Source organism: Amycolatopsis sp. NPDC088138 (genome assembly GCF_044741685.1).
GTDB lineage: Bacteria > Actinomycetota > Actinomycetes > Mycobacteriales > Pseudonocardiaceae > Amycolatopsis.
In genome coordinates, this window is record NZ_JBIUTB010000005.1 from 443,267 (window position 1) to 456,627 (window position 13,361).

General features: G+C 70.6%; 13 protein-coding genes. 7 read left to right on the forward strand and 6 right to left on the reverse strand.

Annotated features, from left to right (window positions below):
- The first annotated feature begins 8 nt into the window (after positions 1 to 8).
- Both ACIOD2_RS28600 and ACIOD2_RS28605 read left to right on the forward strand, forming a co-directional pair.
- Complete coding sequence (locus tag ACIOD2_RS28600) at positions 9 to 623, forward strand: TetR/AcrR family transcriptional regulator (RefSeq protein ID WP_400544459.1); 615 nt, start codon at positions 9 to 11, stop codon at positions 621 to 623.
- Positions 616 to 1,770: an acetyl-CoA C-acetyltransferase gene (locus ACIOD2_RS28605; protein WP_400544462.1), complete on the forward strand. Its 1,155-nt coding sequence runs from the start codon at positions 616 to 618 to the stop codon at positions 1,768 to 1,770. The genes ACIOD2_RS28600 and ACIOD2_RS28605 overlap by 8 nt, the downstream gene beginning before the upstream one ends.
- Before the next feature lie 394 nt (positions 1,771 to 2,164).
- Here ACIOD2_RS28605 and ACIOD2_RS28610 read toward each other — a convergent pair whose 3' ends face one another.
- The 5 genes from ACIOD2_RS28610 to ACIOD2_RS28630 are packed head-to-tail and all read right to left on the reverse strand — an operon-like array spanning position 2,165 to position 5,816.
- Positions 2,165 to 3,604, reverse strand: coding sequence for an NAD(P)/FAD-dependent oxidoreductase (locus ACIOD2_RS28610; RefSeq protein WP_400544465.1), 1,440 nt, complete (start codon positions 3,602 to 3,604; stop codon positions 2,165 to 2,167).
- A complete protein-coding gene (locus ACIOD2_RS28615) occupies positions 3,597 to 3,827 on the reverse strand; it encodes a ferredoxin (protein ID WP_400544468.1) in 231 nt (76 codons plus the stop codon). Before ACIOD2_RS28615 ends, ACIOD2_RS28610 begins: the two co-directional genes overlap by 8 nt.
- A 1-nt stretch (position 3,828) precedes the next feature.
- Positions 3,829 to 4,446 carry a ferric reductase-like transmembrane domain-containing protein gene (locus ACIOD2_RS28620; protein WP_392762028.1) on the reverse strand — a complete coding sequence of 206 codons (618 nt, stop codon included), beginning with the start codon at positions 4,444 to 4,446 and terminating at the stop codon, positions 3,829 to 3,831.
- Positions 4,439 to 5,236: a DUF4142 domain-containing protein gene (locus tag ACIOD2_RS28625; protein ID WP_400544472.1), complete on the reverse strand. Its 798-nt coding sequence runs from the start codon at positions 5,234 to 5,236 to the stop codon at positions 4,439 to 4,441. Before ACIOD2_RS28625 ends, ACIOD2_RS28620 begins: the two co-directional genes overlap by 8 nt.
- The gene (locus tag ACIOD2_RS28630) at positions 5,220 to 5,816 is read right to left on the reverse strand and encodes a hypothetical protein (protein ID WP_400544475.1); all 597 of its coding nucleotides are present in this window, start codon (positions 5,814 to 5,816) and stop codon (positions 5,220 to 5,222) included. Before ACIOD2_RS28630 ends, ACIOD2_RS28625 begins: the two co-directional genes overlap by 17 nt.
- A gap of 240 nt (positions 5,817 to 6,056) precedes the next feature.
- On the opposite strand from ACIOD2_RS28630, the gene ACIOD2_RS28635 reads away from it, so the two are divergent.
- The 4 genes from ACIOD2_RS28635 to ACIOD2_RS28650 all read left to right on the forward strand — a co-directional run bounded on the left by ACIOD2_RS28635 (position 6,057) and on the right by ACIOD2_RS28650 (position 10,298).
- Complete coding sequence (locus ACIOD2_RS28635) at positions 6,057 to 6,617, forward strand: sigma-70 family RNA polymerase sigma factor (protein WP_323337612.1); 561 nt, start codon at positions 6,057 to 6,059, stop codon at positions 6,615 to 6,617.
- Complete coding sequence (locus ACIOD2_RS28640) at positions 6,604 to 7,401, forward strand: zf-HC2 domain-containing protein (RefSeq protein WP_400544478.1); 798 nt, start codon at positions 6,604 to 6,606, stop codon at positions 7,399 to 7,401. The genes ACIOD2_RS28635 and ACIOD2_RS28640 overlap by 14 nt, the downstream gene beginning before the upstream one ends.
- 343 nt (positions 7,402 to 7,744) lie before the next feature.
- Positions 7,745 to 9,280 carry a DUF1996 domain-containing protein gene (locus tag ACIOD2_RS28645; RefSeq protein ID WP_400544481.1) on the forward strand — a complete coding sequence of 512 codons (1,536 nt, stop codon included), beginning with the start codon at positions 7,745 to 7,747 and terminating at the stop codon, positions 9,278 to 9,280.
- 49 nt (positions 9,281 to 9,329) lie between these two features.
- Positions 9,330 to 10,298: an SCO0930 family lipoprotein gene (locus ACIOD2_RS28650; protein ID WP_400544484.1), complete on the forward strand. Its 969-nt coding sequence runs from the start codon at positions 9,330 to 9,332 to the stop codon at positions 10,296 to 10,298.
- A 751-nt stretch (positions 10,299 to 11,049) separates the two neighbouring features.
- Here ACIOD2_RS28650 and ACIOD2_RS28655 read toward each other — a convergent pair.
- Complete coding sequence (locus tag ACIOD2_RS28655; protein WP_400544487.1) at positions 11,050 to 12,096, reverse strand: Lrp/AsnC family transcriptional regulator; 1,047 nt, start codon at positions 12,094 to 12,096, stop codon at positions 11,050 to 11,052.
- Positions 12,097 to 12,164: 68 nt separating this feature from the next.
- Here ACIOD2_RS28655 and ACIOD2_RS28660 point away from each other — a divergent pair, with 68 nt between their 5' ends.
- On the forward strand, positions 12,165 to 13,358 hold the full coding sequence (locus ACIOD2_RS28660) for a M20 family metallopeptidase (protein WP_400544490.1): 1,194 nt from the start codon (positions 12,165 to 12,167) through the stop codon (positions 13,356 to 13,358).
- Positions 13,359 to 13,361: the final 3 nt, after the last annotated feature.

Consider the following 13,361-nt stretch of genomic DNA (forward strand, 5'->3'; position numbering starts at 1 on the left):
GTGCCCCGATGAGCCCCCAGAAGAACAGCCGGCGTGCGGAGCTGCTGGACCTGGCCGCGCGGCTGTTCGCCGAGCGCGGGTACGTGTCCACGACCGTGCGGGACATCGCCGACGCCGCCGGCATCCTGTCCGGCAGCCTCTACCACCACTTCGACTCCAAGGAGTCGATGGCCGACGAGATCCTCACCGGCTTCCTCGACGAGCTGTTCGGCTCCTACGCCGAGATCGTCGCCCAGGGGCTGGGCCCGCGTGAGACGCTCGAAGCGGTCGTCGTCGCGTCGTTCGACTCGATCCACCGGCGCCCGGCGCAGGTCGCGATCTACCAGAACGAGGCCAAGCACCTCATGCAGCTGCCGCGGTTCGCCTACCTCAACGACCGCAACGCCGAGTTCCGCAAGCTGTGGAACGGCATCCTCACCGACGGCGTCGCGGACGGTGTCTTCCGCGAAGGCCTCGACGTCGAGCTGACCTACCGGTTCATCCGCGACACGGTGTGGGTGGCCGTGCGCTGGTACAACCCCGAAGGCGCGCTCACCGCGCAGGACGTCGCGGAGCAGTACCTCGGGATCCTGCTGGACGGCATCGCACAGCGTTCATCGAAAGAGGGGAGACGACGTGGCTGAAGCATTTGTCCTGGACGCGGTCCGGACGCCGGTGGGCAAGCGCGGGGGAGCGCTGAGCACGGTCCACCCGGCCGACCTGGGCGCGCACGTGATCCGCGCGGTCGTCGAACGGACCGGCGTCGACCCGGAGCTGGTGGAGGACGTCATCTTCGGCTGCGTCGACACGCTCGGGCCGCAGGCGGGCAACGTCGCGCGGACGTCGTGGCTCGCGGCCGGCTACCCGCAGCACGTGCCGGGGGTGACGGTCGACCGGCAGTGCGGGTCGAGCCAGCAGGCCGTGCACTTCGCCGCGCAGGCGGTGCTGAGCGGCACGGCGGACCTCGTGCTGGCGGGCGGCGTGCAGAACATGAGCGCGATCCCGATCGGCGCGGCGATGCTCGCCGGGCGCGAACACGGCTTCGAGGACCCGTTCTCCGGATCGAAGGGCTGGCAGGAACGCTTCGGCGCGAGTGAGGTTTCGCAGTTCCGCAGCGCGGACATGATCGCCGGGCACTGGGACATTTCCCGCGTCGCGATGGAGGAATTCGCACTGCGGAGTCACCAGCTCGCCGCGGCGGCGTCCGACGGCGGATTGTTCGACGACGAAATAGCGCCCTACGGAGAATTCGGCAAGGACGAAGGACCGCGCCGGAACACCTCCCTGGAACGCATGGCGGGATTGAAGCCGCTGTCCCCGGAATCCCGCATCACGGCGGCGGTGGCGAGCCAGATTTCCGACGGTGCGAGCGCGACGCTGATCGCGTCCGCCGAATTCGTCCGGGAGCACGGCCTGACGCCGATCGCCCGCATCCACCACCTGTCGGTCCGCGCGGCGGACCCGGTCTGGATGCTCACCGGCCCGATCCCGGCGACCGCGCACGCGCTGCGTCGCACCGGGTTGACGATCGGTGACATCGATCTTTTCGAGGTGAACGAGGCGTTCGCGAGCGTGGTGCTGGCGTGGCTCGACGAGACGGGCGCCGACCCGTCCCGGGTCAACGTCAACGGCGGTGCGATCGCTCTCGGTCACCCGATCGGCGCGTCCGGCACCAAGCTGTTCGCGACCCTGCTCCACGAGCTGAAGCGCCGCGGCGGCCGCTACGGGCTGCAGACGATGTGCGAAGGCGGCGGCACGGCCAACGTCACCATCGTCGAAAACCTGAGCTGACCCTGACACAGCTGAGGCCGGTTCGAGGGTTCCCGTTCCCTCGAACCGGCCTCGGCCGGTGCAACCCCGATAGCGCACCATCTCCGTGACGGCCTTCCCACCGGCATACCCTTCCGGCGAGAAGGCCCCCACGGTCCACCCGCCCCGGCGGTCACCCGCCGGGACGCTCGACCCCGGACCCCCGTCCGGCGAGCCGGAAGAAGGCCATCTCGAGGGGTGTCGGGTTCCCTCGGGATGGCCCTCTCCTGGCCCGCCGGACGCTCGGCCCGAGTCCGGGCGCGAGGCGGGCAGTGGGGACGTTGGGGGCCGGCCACCACGCCGCCCAGCCGCGGAGGGGACGTAGTGGCCGGCCAAGGGACGAGGGCCGCCGCGCGCAGCCTCGCCCCGGTCTTCGTTACCTCCCCATCGGGATGGCCATGGTCGGCGGGGACTGCGCGGGGAACGCCGTCGTGACACCCGCCGGCACGACCGGCAGGGACTGCGCGGCGAACGCGGTGGTCGGGATGTTGTTCGCGAACTCGCTCTCGAACTCGCGCTCGAAGGCCTGGGCGTCGAAACCGCTCTCGAACTCCGTCGGCACCTCGGCCGCCAGCGCCGCGATCGACGGTTCGACGACCGGGACCTCGGGAGCGGCGGCGGGAGCGGGCTCCGGCTCCGGCACGTACTCCGGTGCGGGCAGCCGCCGGTCGAGCTCGGCCATCCAGTCGAGCATCGCGCGCGGCTTGTCCCACGCGGAGATGCCGACGAGCCGGCCGTCGCGGATGAAGCCGGTGATGCCGTCGGCCAGCGTCACGGTGTCTTCGGCCAGCGACGGCATGCCGCACATCTGCAGCCGCGTGTCGTACAGCGTCGACCACGCCCGGGGGAGCGGGGTGAACGGCTTGGCGCTCGACTGGCCCATCAGCAGGTTGTCCGCCGCGTGCCGGGCCGACTCGACGGCGTTGATCCAGTGCTCGATCCGCCGCGGGGTCTCGTCGAAGCGCAGGTTCGGCCAGCGCGCGATGTCCCCGGCGATGACGACGTCGGAGGCGCCCTCGGCGAACAGCTTCGAGTCGCACAGCACGCCGTCGCTGATGTCGAGGCCGGAGCCGCGCATCCAGTCGACCGACGGGACACTGCCGATGGCGAGCACGACGACGCTGGCGACCAGCAGCTGGTTGTTCGTCAGGTGCAGCCCGACGGTGTCCTTCGTGCTGATCCAGTGCCGCACTTCGCTCTTCATCGCCAGCTTCGCGCGGTGCTCGTGGTGCGCCTCGACGACGCCGCTGGAGACGCGGTCGCCGAAGCGGTGCAGCGGCGCCTTCGCGTGGCCGACGAGGGTGACGTCCCGGCCGATGTGCCGCATGCTCGCGGCGAACTCGTTGCCGATCAGGCCGGCGCCGATCACGACGGCCGGCTTCTTGCTGGCGTTGAGGCAGCGCCGCACCGCCATCGAGTCCTCGACCGTGCGCAGGATCCGCACGCGCGGGTCGTGCCGCGGCGACCCGGGCAGGTGCCGCGGGTAGACGCCGGTCGCGGCGATCAGGCCGTCGTACCAGAGGGACTCACCGCCGGGCAGGTGCACGACCCGCTCGGTGGTGTCGAGGTGCGTGACCCGCGCGCCGAGGCGCCAGTGCACGTCCAGGTCCGGCAGGTAGTGCGAAAGGCCCACGTCGCTGGGCCGTTCGGTCCCCATCACGAGTGCCTTGGAGACCATCGGCCGGTGGTAGGGGCGCCGGGCTTCGTCGCCGATCAGGACGATCTCGCCGTCGAAGTTCTGTTCCCGCAGTCGTTCCGCGGCGCGCAACCCTGCGACACCCGCACCGACGATGACGATCCGGTCGCCGTCAGCCATCGAGGTCCCCTCTCATCACGACCGCCTGCATCGGGCAGCAGCGAGCGGCCATCTTCGCCTGTTCCATGGTGGTTTCGTCCAGCAGCCGCGTGCGGAAGCGCAGGCGGCCGTCCTGGCCGAGGTCGAACACGTCCGGCGCCTCCATGGCGCAGATGCCGTAGAGCTCGCACCGGTCGTTGTCGACGCTGATCCGGGGCCCGTTACCGGGCAAACGGAGCGGCATGTCAGGCCACCTGCTCTTCCACGAGTCCGATGCGTTCCAGGGTCCGGGCCGGCAGGAACCGCAGCAGCGACAGCGTCGCCGCCGGGATGAGCAGCGTGATGCCGCCCAGCCAGACGACGGCGAGGTGGCCGTTGGCGATCGAGCCGAACCAGGCGTGCAACGCGGTCAGCGCCACGGCCGGGTAGGCGCAGCGGTGCAGCCACAGCCAGCGGCGGTAGGAGGTGAACCGCTGCAGGCCCGCGGTGAGCGCGATGGCCAGCATCACCTCGAAACCGACGATGCCGATGCTGTGCCGGATCTCCTGGCCGGACAGGAACGGGAGGAACAGGTACTGCAGGGAGTAGGGCTGGATCGTCAGGTAGAAGAACCCCAGCGCGTGGATGCCGCCGAAGATCAGCGTGCCGGTCGCGAGCACCATGTGCGAGCTGCGCAGGGCCTTGCGGCCAGTGACCGAACGCACCCAGCCGGTGGCGGTGAGCACGCCCCACGTGAGGGTCAGCATCATCGCCGCGTACGACGCCCGCGCCGCGAAGGCCGCGAGGCCCCGCGCCGCCGGGTCGGTCTTCGGCTGGAACTGCTGGGTGATCAGGATCGTCGCGTCGTGCCAGGTCTCAACCATGACTGCTCCCGGCACGAACCGCGGTGGCCGGACGGGACGAGGTCCGCGCGCGGTTGCGGTTTCCCTTGATCTGGCGCAGCACGTAGAACAGGCCACCGCCGACCAGCAGGAACAGGGCCGCCACCACGGCGATCTGGGACGTGTCGAGGCCCAGCGGGGCCCCGGCGGGTGCCGCGGTCGTGGAGACCGCGGGCTCGGGGAGTGCGGTGTAGTCGACCATGCCGGTGCTCTCGAGCATCGTCATGTGCCGCATCACGGCCTGGTTGCCGACGGTCGCGAACGCCCGGACGTCGTCGTTGCGGGTGCCGGCGCGCAGCTGCGCCAGGATGGCGAACACCTGGCCGTGCGCCGCGCGCAGGCGGTTGGCGAAGACGCGGTCGAACGCCGGCCCGGGGGCCGCGTTCATCTCTTCGAGCAGCCAGCCGCGCTGTTCGTCGGAGGGCTGGTCGGGCACCGGCGAGTTGAGCTTCGCCGACAGCGCGCGGGTCGCGACGTCGAGCCGGCCGTGATCCATCATGATCGCGAAGCCGACTTCCTTGACCAGCGGGCTGCCCTTCTGCATCGCCATCATGCCCGACGGCATCTCCCAGAGCCCGGCCTGGCGGACCTTGGTCAGCAGCACCGAGTCGGTGGGGGACACCGACGTCGTCTGGGCGAGCGAGGCCGAGCCCGGCGCGAGCAGCGCCAGCACCGCGACCACCACGAACAGGATCCGGACCAGCGGCCGGGAGCGTTCGAGAGCGGACGGCGGGTAGAGCTCCGGCGCGGTGAACTCAGATGCCGAACGCATTTTGCCTCCACTCGTCCTGGGTCAGCGTGATCTTCTTGCCGTCCGGCGCGATCGGGAACCACGCCTGGTCGGCGCCCTGGCCGGCGGTGTCGGCCGGTTCGCTGTCGCCGGTGAAGTGGTACAGCGGCCAGCCGGCGAGGGTGACCTGCTGGCTGCCGTCTTCGCGGGTGATCTGGCCGATCAGGGACGTGTCGACGCCGATCGGCGCGGGTCCGCCGACGTTGACCGGGATCCACTTGGTCGCGCACGCGTCGTTGCAGTTGGACCGAGAGGGGTCGGTCGTGTCGCGGTCGTATCGGTAGATCGTGTAACCGGTCCCGTCGACGAGCATCGGGCCCAGGTCGAACGCCTTGGCGGCGCGGAGCTGGCTCTTAGCCGGGTCGTTCGGGTTGGCCGTGATCGGCTGGGGCATGGCGAGGGTCATCTGGCCCGGTTGCTGGGCGGGCATCTGCATCCCGGCGCCGCCACCTGCGGCGTAACCACCTGAGGTGGTCGCGGCGCCGGCGGTACAGGCGGTGAGCAGAGCGAGTGCGGTGAGGCACACGGCGGCGGGGACCACCGGTCGGGGAATGCGGATCACTGCTCCTCCGTGGGGCATGACTACGCGCTGTTGCCGGGGGTGCAACGGAAAAGCGCGCGAAAGATCCACTGTGGACGACTGGTCCGGGGTGGATGCGGAGCGTTGCGGGGGACAACGCCTTGTCGGGGTCTTCGGTAGGGGATACGGACACGGTAGGGAAACGGTTCAAAAAACTTTCGGTCGCTCTTGCACGGCACTTGGCACTAGACGTAGGCCGTCCGGCGCACCAAGATGTGCCGCGTGGGACGGCACACTCGAGCGCTGAGACCCGTCGAAGATCAGGAAGTCGTTGTTGAGCCCAACGACGCCCATGACGATCTGGCGAAGGCGCTCTACCAGGAGTTCGGCGGGTCCCTCATGGCGTTCGCGCTACGGCTGACCGGCCACGACCGGCAGTGGGCCGAAGACGTCGTGCAGGAGACCCTGATCAAGGCGTGGCGGAACGCCGACAAGCTCGACCGCCAGCCCGAGATGCTGCGCGCGTGGTTGTTCACCGTCGCCCGGCGCACCGTCATCGACGGCTGGCGCAGCCGCAGCGTCCGTCCCCAGGAGCTCGAAGAGATCGAATCCGACGCGATCGCGGTTTCCGACGAGTCGGACCGCACGCTCGCCGCCATGATCGTTTACGAAGCGCTGCAGGGACTTTCGCCCGAGCAGCGCGAGGCCATCCAGCAGACCTACTTGCGCGATCGCACCGTGAACGAGGTCGCGGCCACCCTCGGGGTCCCCCCGGGCACCATCAAGTCCCGCATCCACCACGCCGTCCGCGCCCTGCGCCGTGCCCTGCGTGAGCGGGGGTGAGCTGAGGTTGGCCGGGTCCGCGCACACCGACGTCGCCGCGTACGTGCTCGGCGTCCTCACCGAGGCCGAGAGCACCCAGTTCGAAGCCCACCTCATGAACTGCCCGCACTGCCAGCTCGACCTGATCGAGCTGTACCAGCTGCCGGACGTCCTCGACCTCGTGAAACGCAGCTGGCCGGAGCCGCCGATGCCGGCGCCCAGCCCGCGCACCCTCGCGCCCGGGCCCCGCGTGCTGCGCGGCCTGATGGAAGAGGCGTCGGTCAAGCGCCGCCGTCGCAAGCGGCTCGGCATCATCGCCGGGACCGCGGCCGCCGCGCTCGTCGTGGCCGGCCCGCTCGTGACCCTCGCCGTCCGGCCGGCCGACGCCGTCCCGCCCGCCTCCCTCTCCGCGCCGAGCGGCAAGCAGCCGCCGCCTGTGACGAGCGTCCCCGCGACGTCCACCCCGCCGCCGGGTCAGCCCGGCAACGGCCAGACCTACGGCCGCGGCAGCGGCGGGTCCGCCGTCAGCGCCCTCGTGACCGTCCTGCCGGTGGAGTGGGGCAGCCGCATCGAGCTCGAGCTGCGCGGGATCGTCGGGCCGCTGAAGTGCCAGCTGATCGCCGTCTCCGTCTCGGGCGGCGAGGGTGTGGTCGCCAGCTGGTCCGTGCCGCCCAAGGGCTTCGGCATTCCCGGCTCGCCCGAACCGCTGCGCCTGCAGGGGTCCACCTCGACGCCGATGGACCAGATCGGCCGGTTCGAGGTCCGTGGCGAGGACGGCACCGTCCTCGTCATGGTGCAGCGCTGAATATTGCAACGCTGAATCATTTTCTCTCTACTCACCCGGTGACCTGGGTGAATGCTGCGCGGTTGCGCCGGGTTAGATAACGAAAAGATAACGGGCCGGTCGCTTTTGAACCTCGCGCCACTGGCGTCCGTATCCCCCAATGCATCCCCCTGATGCACCCCGATAGACACCCGAGCCGGAACCAAGTGGCGCCGGGCAGCGACGCCGGAGCATTCGGCGGAGGGCCCCGGACATCACTTCCCCCGGGTTCCGCACCACATCAAGACCTCAATTATCGGTAGTTCTTGCCCGGGCTGCCGCGCTGTTCGGCGCGCCCGGAAAAACGAACGAGGTGAACTAGTCCATGCCCCGGAATTCTCGGTCCCCCGTGACGGGCAAGCATCGTGTTGCCCGTCGAACCAAGATCGCGATGGGCGCGATCGGCCTGGCGATCGCCGTCGGCGCACTCGCCGTCGCGGTCTCGACCGGCCGCACGGGCGAGGCCAGCGCGGACCCGGCTGACCCGTCGTTCTTCATCGACATCAACAAGGTTCCCGCCGGCAACAACGTCAACGCGGCCCTGGCGAAGAAGGGAACCCAGGGTTCCTTCACCGTCGACTGCGGAACGAACGCCGACGGCGCCCACCACAACCCGGACAACTTCATCGCCCAGCCCGGGATCAAGAACGGTGCGCAGCACCTGCACGACTACGTCGGCAACGTGACCACCGACGCCGACTCGAGCCTCAAGAGCCTGCTCGCCGGTGACACCACCTGCAAGAACGGTGACCAGTCCGCCTACTTCTGGCCGGTCATCCGGATCGACCGCGAGGACAACGCGGCGAACGAGAGCGAAAACCAGAAGGCCGAGCAGGAGCAGCAGGGCAAGACCGGCGACGTCCAGCAGGACCAGAGCGCCGCGGACGCCCAGGCGGCCGACGCTGCCGGCCAGGGCCAGGACGCCCAGGACCAGGCCGCTCAGGACGAGAACGGCCAGGACGCTCAGGACCAGAACGCTCAGGACCAGAACGCGCAGGACCAGAACGCGCAGGACCAGAACGCCCAGGACCAGAACGGCCAGCAGAAGAAAAAGAACACCGGTGGCGGCGCGACGCGCGGTGACCAGAACGCCCAGCAGCAGGACGGCCAGAACGCCCAGCAGGACCAGCAGGCGCAGGACCGTCGCCGCGGTGGCCAGAACGGCAACCAGAACCAGGGCGGCAAGAACAACGGCGGCCAGAACAACGGTGGTCAGAACGGCGGCCAGAACAACGGCGGCCAGAACGGCAACCAGAGCAGCAGCGCCGCGGCACCCCCGGCCGAAGAGCTCGGCGGCCCCGAAGGCGCGAACGAAGAGGTCGGCGACAACGACGGCGAGATCGTCGAGCCCGAGTCCGCGACCCTGAAGTTCATCGGCGGTGGCGCCAGGAGCGTCGTCGCGATGCCGCTCGGCCTGAAGATCCTCTACGGTGACGCCAAGCAGAGCACCAACGGCCCGGCCAACGCCCGGCCCAGCTGGACCTGCACCGGGTTCGAGGACCGGCTGACCGACCTCTACCCGATCTGCCCGGCGGGCAGCAAGGTGGAGCGCATCCACGCCTTCCCGAACTGCTGGGACGGCAAGAACACCGACAGCGCGAACCACCGCACCCACGTGGTGTTCGCCAACCAGCAGGGCAAGTGCCCGCAGGGGTTCAAGAACATCCCGCAGCTGCAGGTGACGCTGGTCTACGACGTCCCGCAGGACGTCCAGCAGAACGGCCAGTACAAAGTGGACGCATTCGCCCAGGAGAAGCACAACCCGCGGTCCGACCACGACGACTTCGGCAACGTGATGAGCAAGAAGATCATGAACCGCCTCGTCAACTGCGTCAACTCGGGCAAGGCCTGCGCGGAATAACGGCTCTGCCAAAACAAAATCGGCCATCGCTCCAAGAAGGGTGAACGTCATGAACCGTGCTCGCCCGGTCGCTGCCGCTCTGCTCGCCGTCGCCGGCCTCGCGCTGGTCACGGCCTGCGGGACCAATCCGTACGCCACGTCCGGCACGAACGTGCAGCCGGCCGCACTCGGACTTCAGCAGCAGCAACCGGCGAGCACGGTTCCGGCCGGTGCCGGTCAGGTCCAGCTCGTGACCTCCACTGTGGAGGGTCTCGGCACGGTCCTGGCCGACACCGAGGGCCACACCCTCTACCGGTACGCGAAGGACGGCGCCAAGCCCCCGAAGGCCGTCTGCGACGGGGCTTGCGCCGAACTGTGGCCCCCGCTGGTCTCCGACACCCCGGCGCTCGCCGCCGGCCTGGACACGCAGCTCATCAGCCAGGTCACGAGACCCGACGGGCAGAAGCAGGTGACCGTCGGCGGCTGGCCGGTCTACCGGTACGCCAAGGACACCGGCCGGGGCGTCGCGCTCGGCCAGAACGTCAGCGCGGACTGGGCGGCGATCACGCCGACGGGGGAGAAGGCGGGCCAGGGCTCGGCTTCTCCGTCCACCGAACCCGCGAAGCCGACCACGATCGGCACCAGCGAAGTCGGCGGCCTCGGCCCGGTCCTCACGGACCAGGCCGGCAACACGCTCTACCTGTTCACCAAGGACGGCAAGGACTCCGGAACGTCCACATGCGACGGCGCCTGCGCGAAGACGTGGCCGCCGGTGCGGGTGGACGGCCGGATCACGGTCGCCGAAAGCGTCGACACCGCCCTCATCGGGCAGATCCGTCGCTCCGACGGCACCATGCAGGTGACCGTCGGCGGCTGGCCGGTCTACAGCTACAGCAAGGACGACGCGCCCGGCGAAGCCAACGGGCACGGCGTCGGGAACACCTGGTACGCCGTGGAACCCAGCGGCTGCAAGGTCGACCCGGCCCGCAGACCCGACGCCCAGCAGGCAGTCGCGACGTCCTCTTCGGGCGGGTACTGACCCGCCCCCACGATCCCCGGCCCGGCGAACACTTCCCTCCACCTCACCCCCCCCGTTCGCCGGGACGGTTGCAGTACGCGGGACCATGGTCCCGTTCGTGAGTTACCGGCCCGGTGGGTGTTTCCCCTCCACCTCACCCCCCTTTACCCACCGGGCCGGTGCGGTAAAACCGCGAGACCCGGTCCGGCGGACGCCCTCCACCTCACCCCCCAAGTCCGCCGGACCACGGTCCCGCCCCCCGAGCCCCGGCCGGGTGGACGACTTCCCTCCACCTCACCCCCCTCGTCCACCGGGCCGGGATTCCGTTCCCCCACAACGATCCACTTCGGATCAGGCGAAGGAGGAGAGTCGCGGGATGCAGATCCCGCCCCGAGTTCCGGTCCGGCAGGCGACTTCCCTCCACCTCACCCCCCTCGCCCGCCGGCCCGGAACTCCCCCCAACCACACGAGCCGACCCCCTAATCACACGAGTCGACCTCCCAATCACGCGTGATGCCTCTCCAATCACGTGAGATGCCCCTCCAGACACACGAGATGCCCCGCTGGACACGCGACTTCCGTCCTCAATCACGCGAGTCACGTCCCCAGTCACGCGAGATCCGCTTACGGTCCCGCGATTCCGGTCTCCGAGCTTCCACGCTCCGCCCCGGATCCCGGCCCGGCGACCGCCCCCTCGGTCGCGGGCCGTTCCGCAATCCCCGGTCCGGTGGATGCTTCCCTCCACCTCACCCCCCTCATCCCCCGGACCGGCTCAGCTGCGGTCCCCGTGCTCCGGCACGGGGACCGTGGCCCAGAAGTCCAGCGGGACGCGGCCGACGCCCCGCCCGGCGGAGTCGAGCAGCCGGCCCATCAGCTTGACGCTCCGCAGCGTGACGGCCCGGCCGGTGATTTCCAGCCACGGCAGCTTCGCGGCCATCAGTCCCTCCAGCGCCACCGTGTCGTGCTGCGCCGCCAGCCACACCACCAGCATCAGGTTCGCCTCCCCGGACACCGCCGCGCACATCCGGACGTCCGGCAGCATGGCCAGCGACCGCGCCGTCGTCTCCAGCTTGTCCGGCGGCACCCGCAGCCACAGCGTCACCGTGACCGGCGCGGGGGACGCCGACCGCGCGATCTCGCACCGCACGCGGATCGCGCCCCGGGCCAGGAGCGCGTCCAGCCGGCGCCGCACGGTCGTCGCCCCGACGCCGAGCTCGGCCGCCAGCGCCGCCGCCGACACCCGCGCGTCCACGCCGAGCGCCAGGATCAACGCCCGGTCGGCCTCGTCGAACCGCAGCGGGGCGCGGTGCCGCACCGGCTTCGGGGTCAGCGCTTCCCGTTGCCCGGGCGAGATCGCGCGCACCCGCCACCGGCTGCCTTCGGTGAACATCCGCGGTGACAGGACCGTCCGGACCCGCGTGACGCCGGGGGTCGCCGCCACCCGGTCCAGCACGTGCGCGCCCAGCTCCCGCAACGTCGGCGCGACGACGTGGACGAGCAGGTCACCCGGCCCGGCCACACATTCGACGGTCACCACGTGCACGTCCGAGGCCAGCTCGCCGGCGACGCGCAAGGTCGTGCCGGGCGCGCAGTCGATCTCGACGAAGGCCAAGGCGAGCTGCGCGGTGAGCTCGCCACCCGCGTACGCCGTGAGCCAGGCGTCCCCGCGTTCGACGAGGCCGTCCCAGCGCCGGGCGGCGGTGACCGCGCCCAGCCCGAGCGCCTTCCCGAGCGTCGACCAGGACGCCCGCGGCGCCGCCTGCAGCGCGTCGACCAGTTTGAGGTCCTGCTCGTCCAACATGGCGGATTCTTCGCTCATCGGTCCTCGAAACGGTGGTTCTGTGGGTTTTTCCCAGCCATTGTGCTCGACTCTCGCATGATCGGCGGATGACTCTGCGCTCCGACGCCGCCGTCCTGCTCGACGATCTGGTCTCCCTGCGCCGTGACCTGCACCGCATCCCCGAGATCGGCCTGCACCTGCCGCGCACGCAGGAGCGCGTCCTCGCCGCGCTCGACGGCCTCGGCCTCGAACTCACCCTCGGCAAGAACCTCTCCTCGATCACCGGGGTCCTCCGCGGCGGCAAGCCCGGCGGCACGGTTCTCCTGCGGGGCGACATGGACGCGCTCCCCGTCACCGAGGCCACCGGCGAGGAGTTCACCTCGACCCTCGACGGCGCCATGCACGCCTGCGGCCACGACCTGCACACCGCGGGCCTGGTCGGCGCGGCCCGGCTGCTCGCCGCCCGCAAGGACGGCCTGCCCGGCGACGTCGTGTTCATGTTCCAGCCCGGCGAAGAGGGCTGGGACGGCGCCGGGCACATGATCGAGGAGGGCGTCCTGACGGCGTCCGGCAAGCACGTCGACGCCGCGTACGGCCTGCACGTCTCGGCCGCGAGTTACGTGAAGGGCCAGTTCACCGCCCGCCCCGGCACGCTCATGGCAGCGTCCGGCGCACTGGCCGTCCGAGTCCTCGGCGAAGGCGGCCACGGCTCGTCCCCGCACGACGCGCGCGACCCGATCCCGGCCGCCTGCGAGATGGTGACCGCGCTGCAGACCATGGTGACGCGTACCTTCGACGTCTTCGACCCGGTCGTCGTCACCGTCGGGATGTTCCACGCCGGCACCCGGCGCAACATCATCCCGGACGACGCGCGTTTCGAGGCGACCCTGCGCTCGTTCTCGCCGGAGACGGCGGCCCGCGTCGGCGAGCGCGCCGTCCAGGTCTGCCAGGGCATCGCCGCCGCGCACGGCCTCGACATCGACGTCACGTACGAGCCGGAGTACCCGGCGACGGTCAACGACGCCGGCGCGTACGACTTCGTCGCGGACACGATCCGCGACGTCTTCGGCGAAGAGCGGTTCACCGAGATGGCCGAACCGATCACCGGGTCGGAGGACTTCTCCCGCGTGCTCGAGCGCGTGCCCGGCGCGTACCTGTTCCTCGGTGCCTGCCCGACGGACCCGGCGACCGCGCCGGACAACCACTCACCCCGCGCGAGGTTCGACGACAGCGTGCTCGGCGACGGCGCCGCGCTGCTGGCCGAGCTCGCCGTCCGCCGGCTCGAGATCCGGGCGGGGTGACCC

What these genes read in the sequence shown, in the direction of transcription:
- ACIOD2_RS28600 (WP_400544459.1), top strand. Translation starts at nt 9, where the DNA reads ATGAGCCCCCAGAAGAACAGCCGGCGTGCGGAGCTGCTGGACCTGGCC.
- ACIOD2_RS28610 (WP_400544465.1), bottom strand. Translation starts at nt 3,604, where the DNA reads ATGGCTGACGGCGACCGGATCGTCATCGTCGGTGCGGGTGTCGCAGGG.
- ACIOD2_RS28615 (WP_400544468.1), bottom strand. Translation starts at nt 3,827, where the DNA reads ATGCCGCTCCGTTTGCCCGGTAACGGGCCCCGGATCAGCGTCGACAAC.
- ACIOD2_RS28620 (WP_392762028.1), bottom strand. Translation starts at nt 4,446, where the DNA reads ATGGTTGAGACCTGGCACGACGCGACGATCCTGATCACCCAGCAGTTC.
- ACIOD2_RS28625 (WP_400544472.1), bottom strand. Translation starts at nt 5,236, where the DNA reads ATGCGTTCGGCATCTGAGTTCACCGCGCCGGAGCTCTACCCGCCGTCC.
- ACIOD2_RS28645 (WP_400544481.1), top strand. Translation starts at nt 7,745, where the DNA reads ATGCCCCGGAATTCTCGGTCCCCCGTGACGGGCAAGCATCGTGTTGCC.
- ACIOD2_RS28650 (WP_400544484.1), top strand. Translation starts at nt 9,330, where the DNA reads ATGAACCGTGCTCGCCCGGTCGCTGCCGCTCTGCTCGCCGTCGCCGGC.
- ACIOD2_RS28655 (WP_400544487.1), bottom strand. Translation starts at nt 12,096, where the DNA reads ATGAGCGAAGAATCCGCCATGTTGGACGAGCAGGACCTCAAACTGGTC.
- ACIOD2_RS28660 (WP_400544490.1), top strand. Translation starts at nt 12,165, where the DNA reads ATGACTCTGCGCTCCGACGCCGCCGTCCTGCTCGACGATCTGGTCTCC.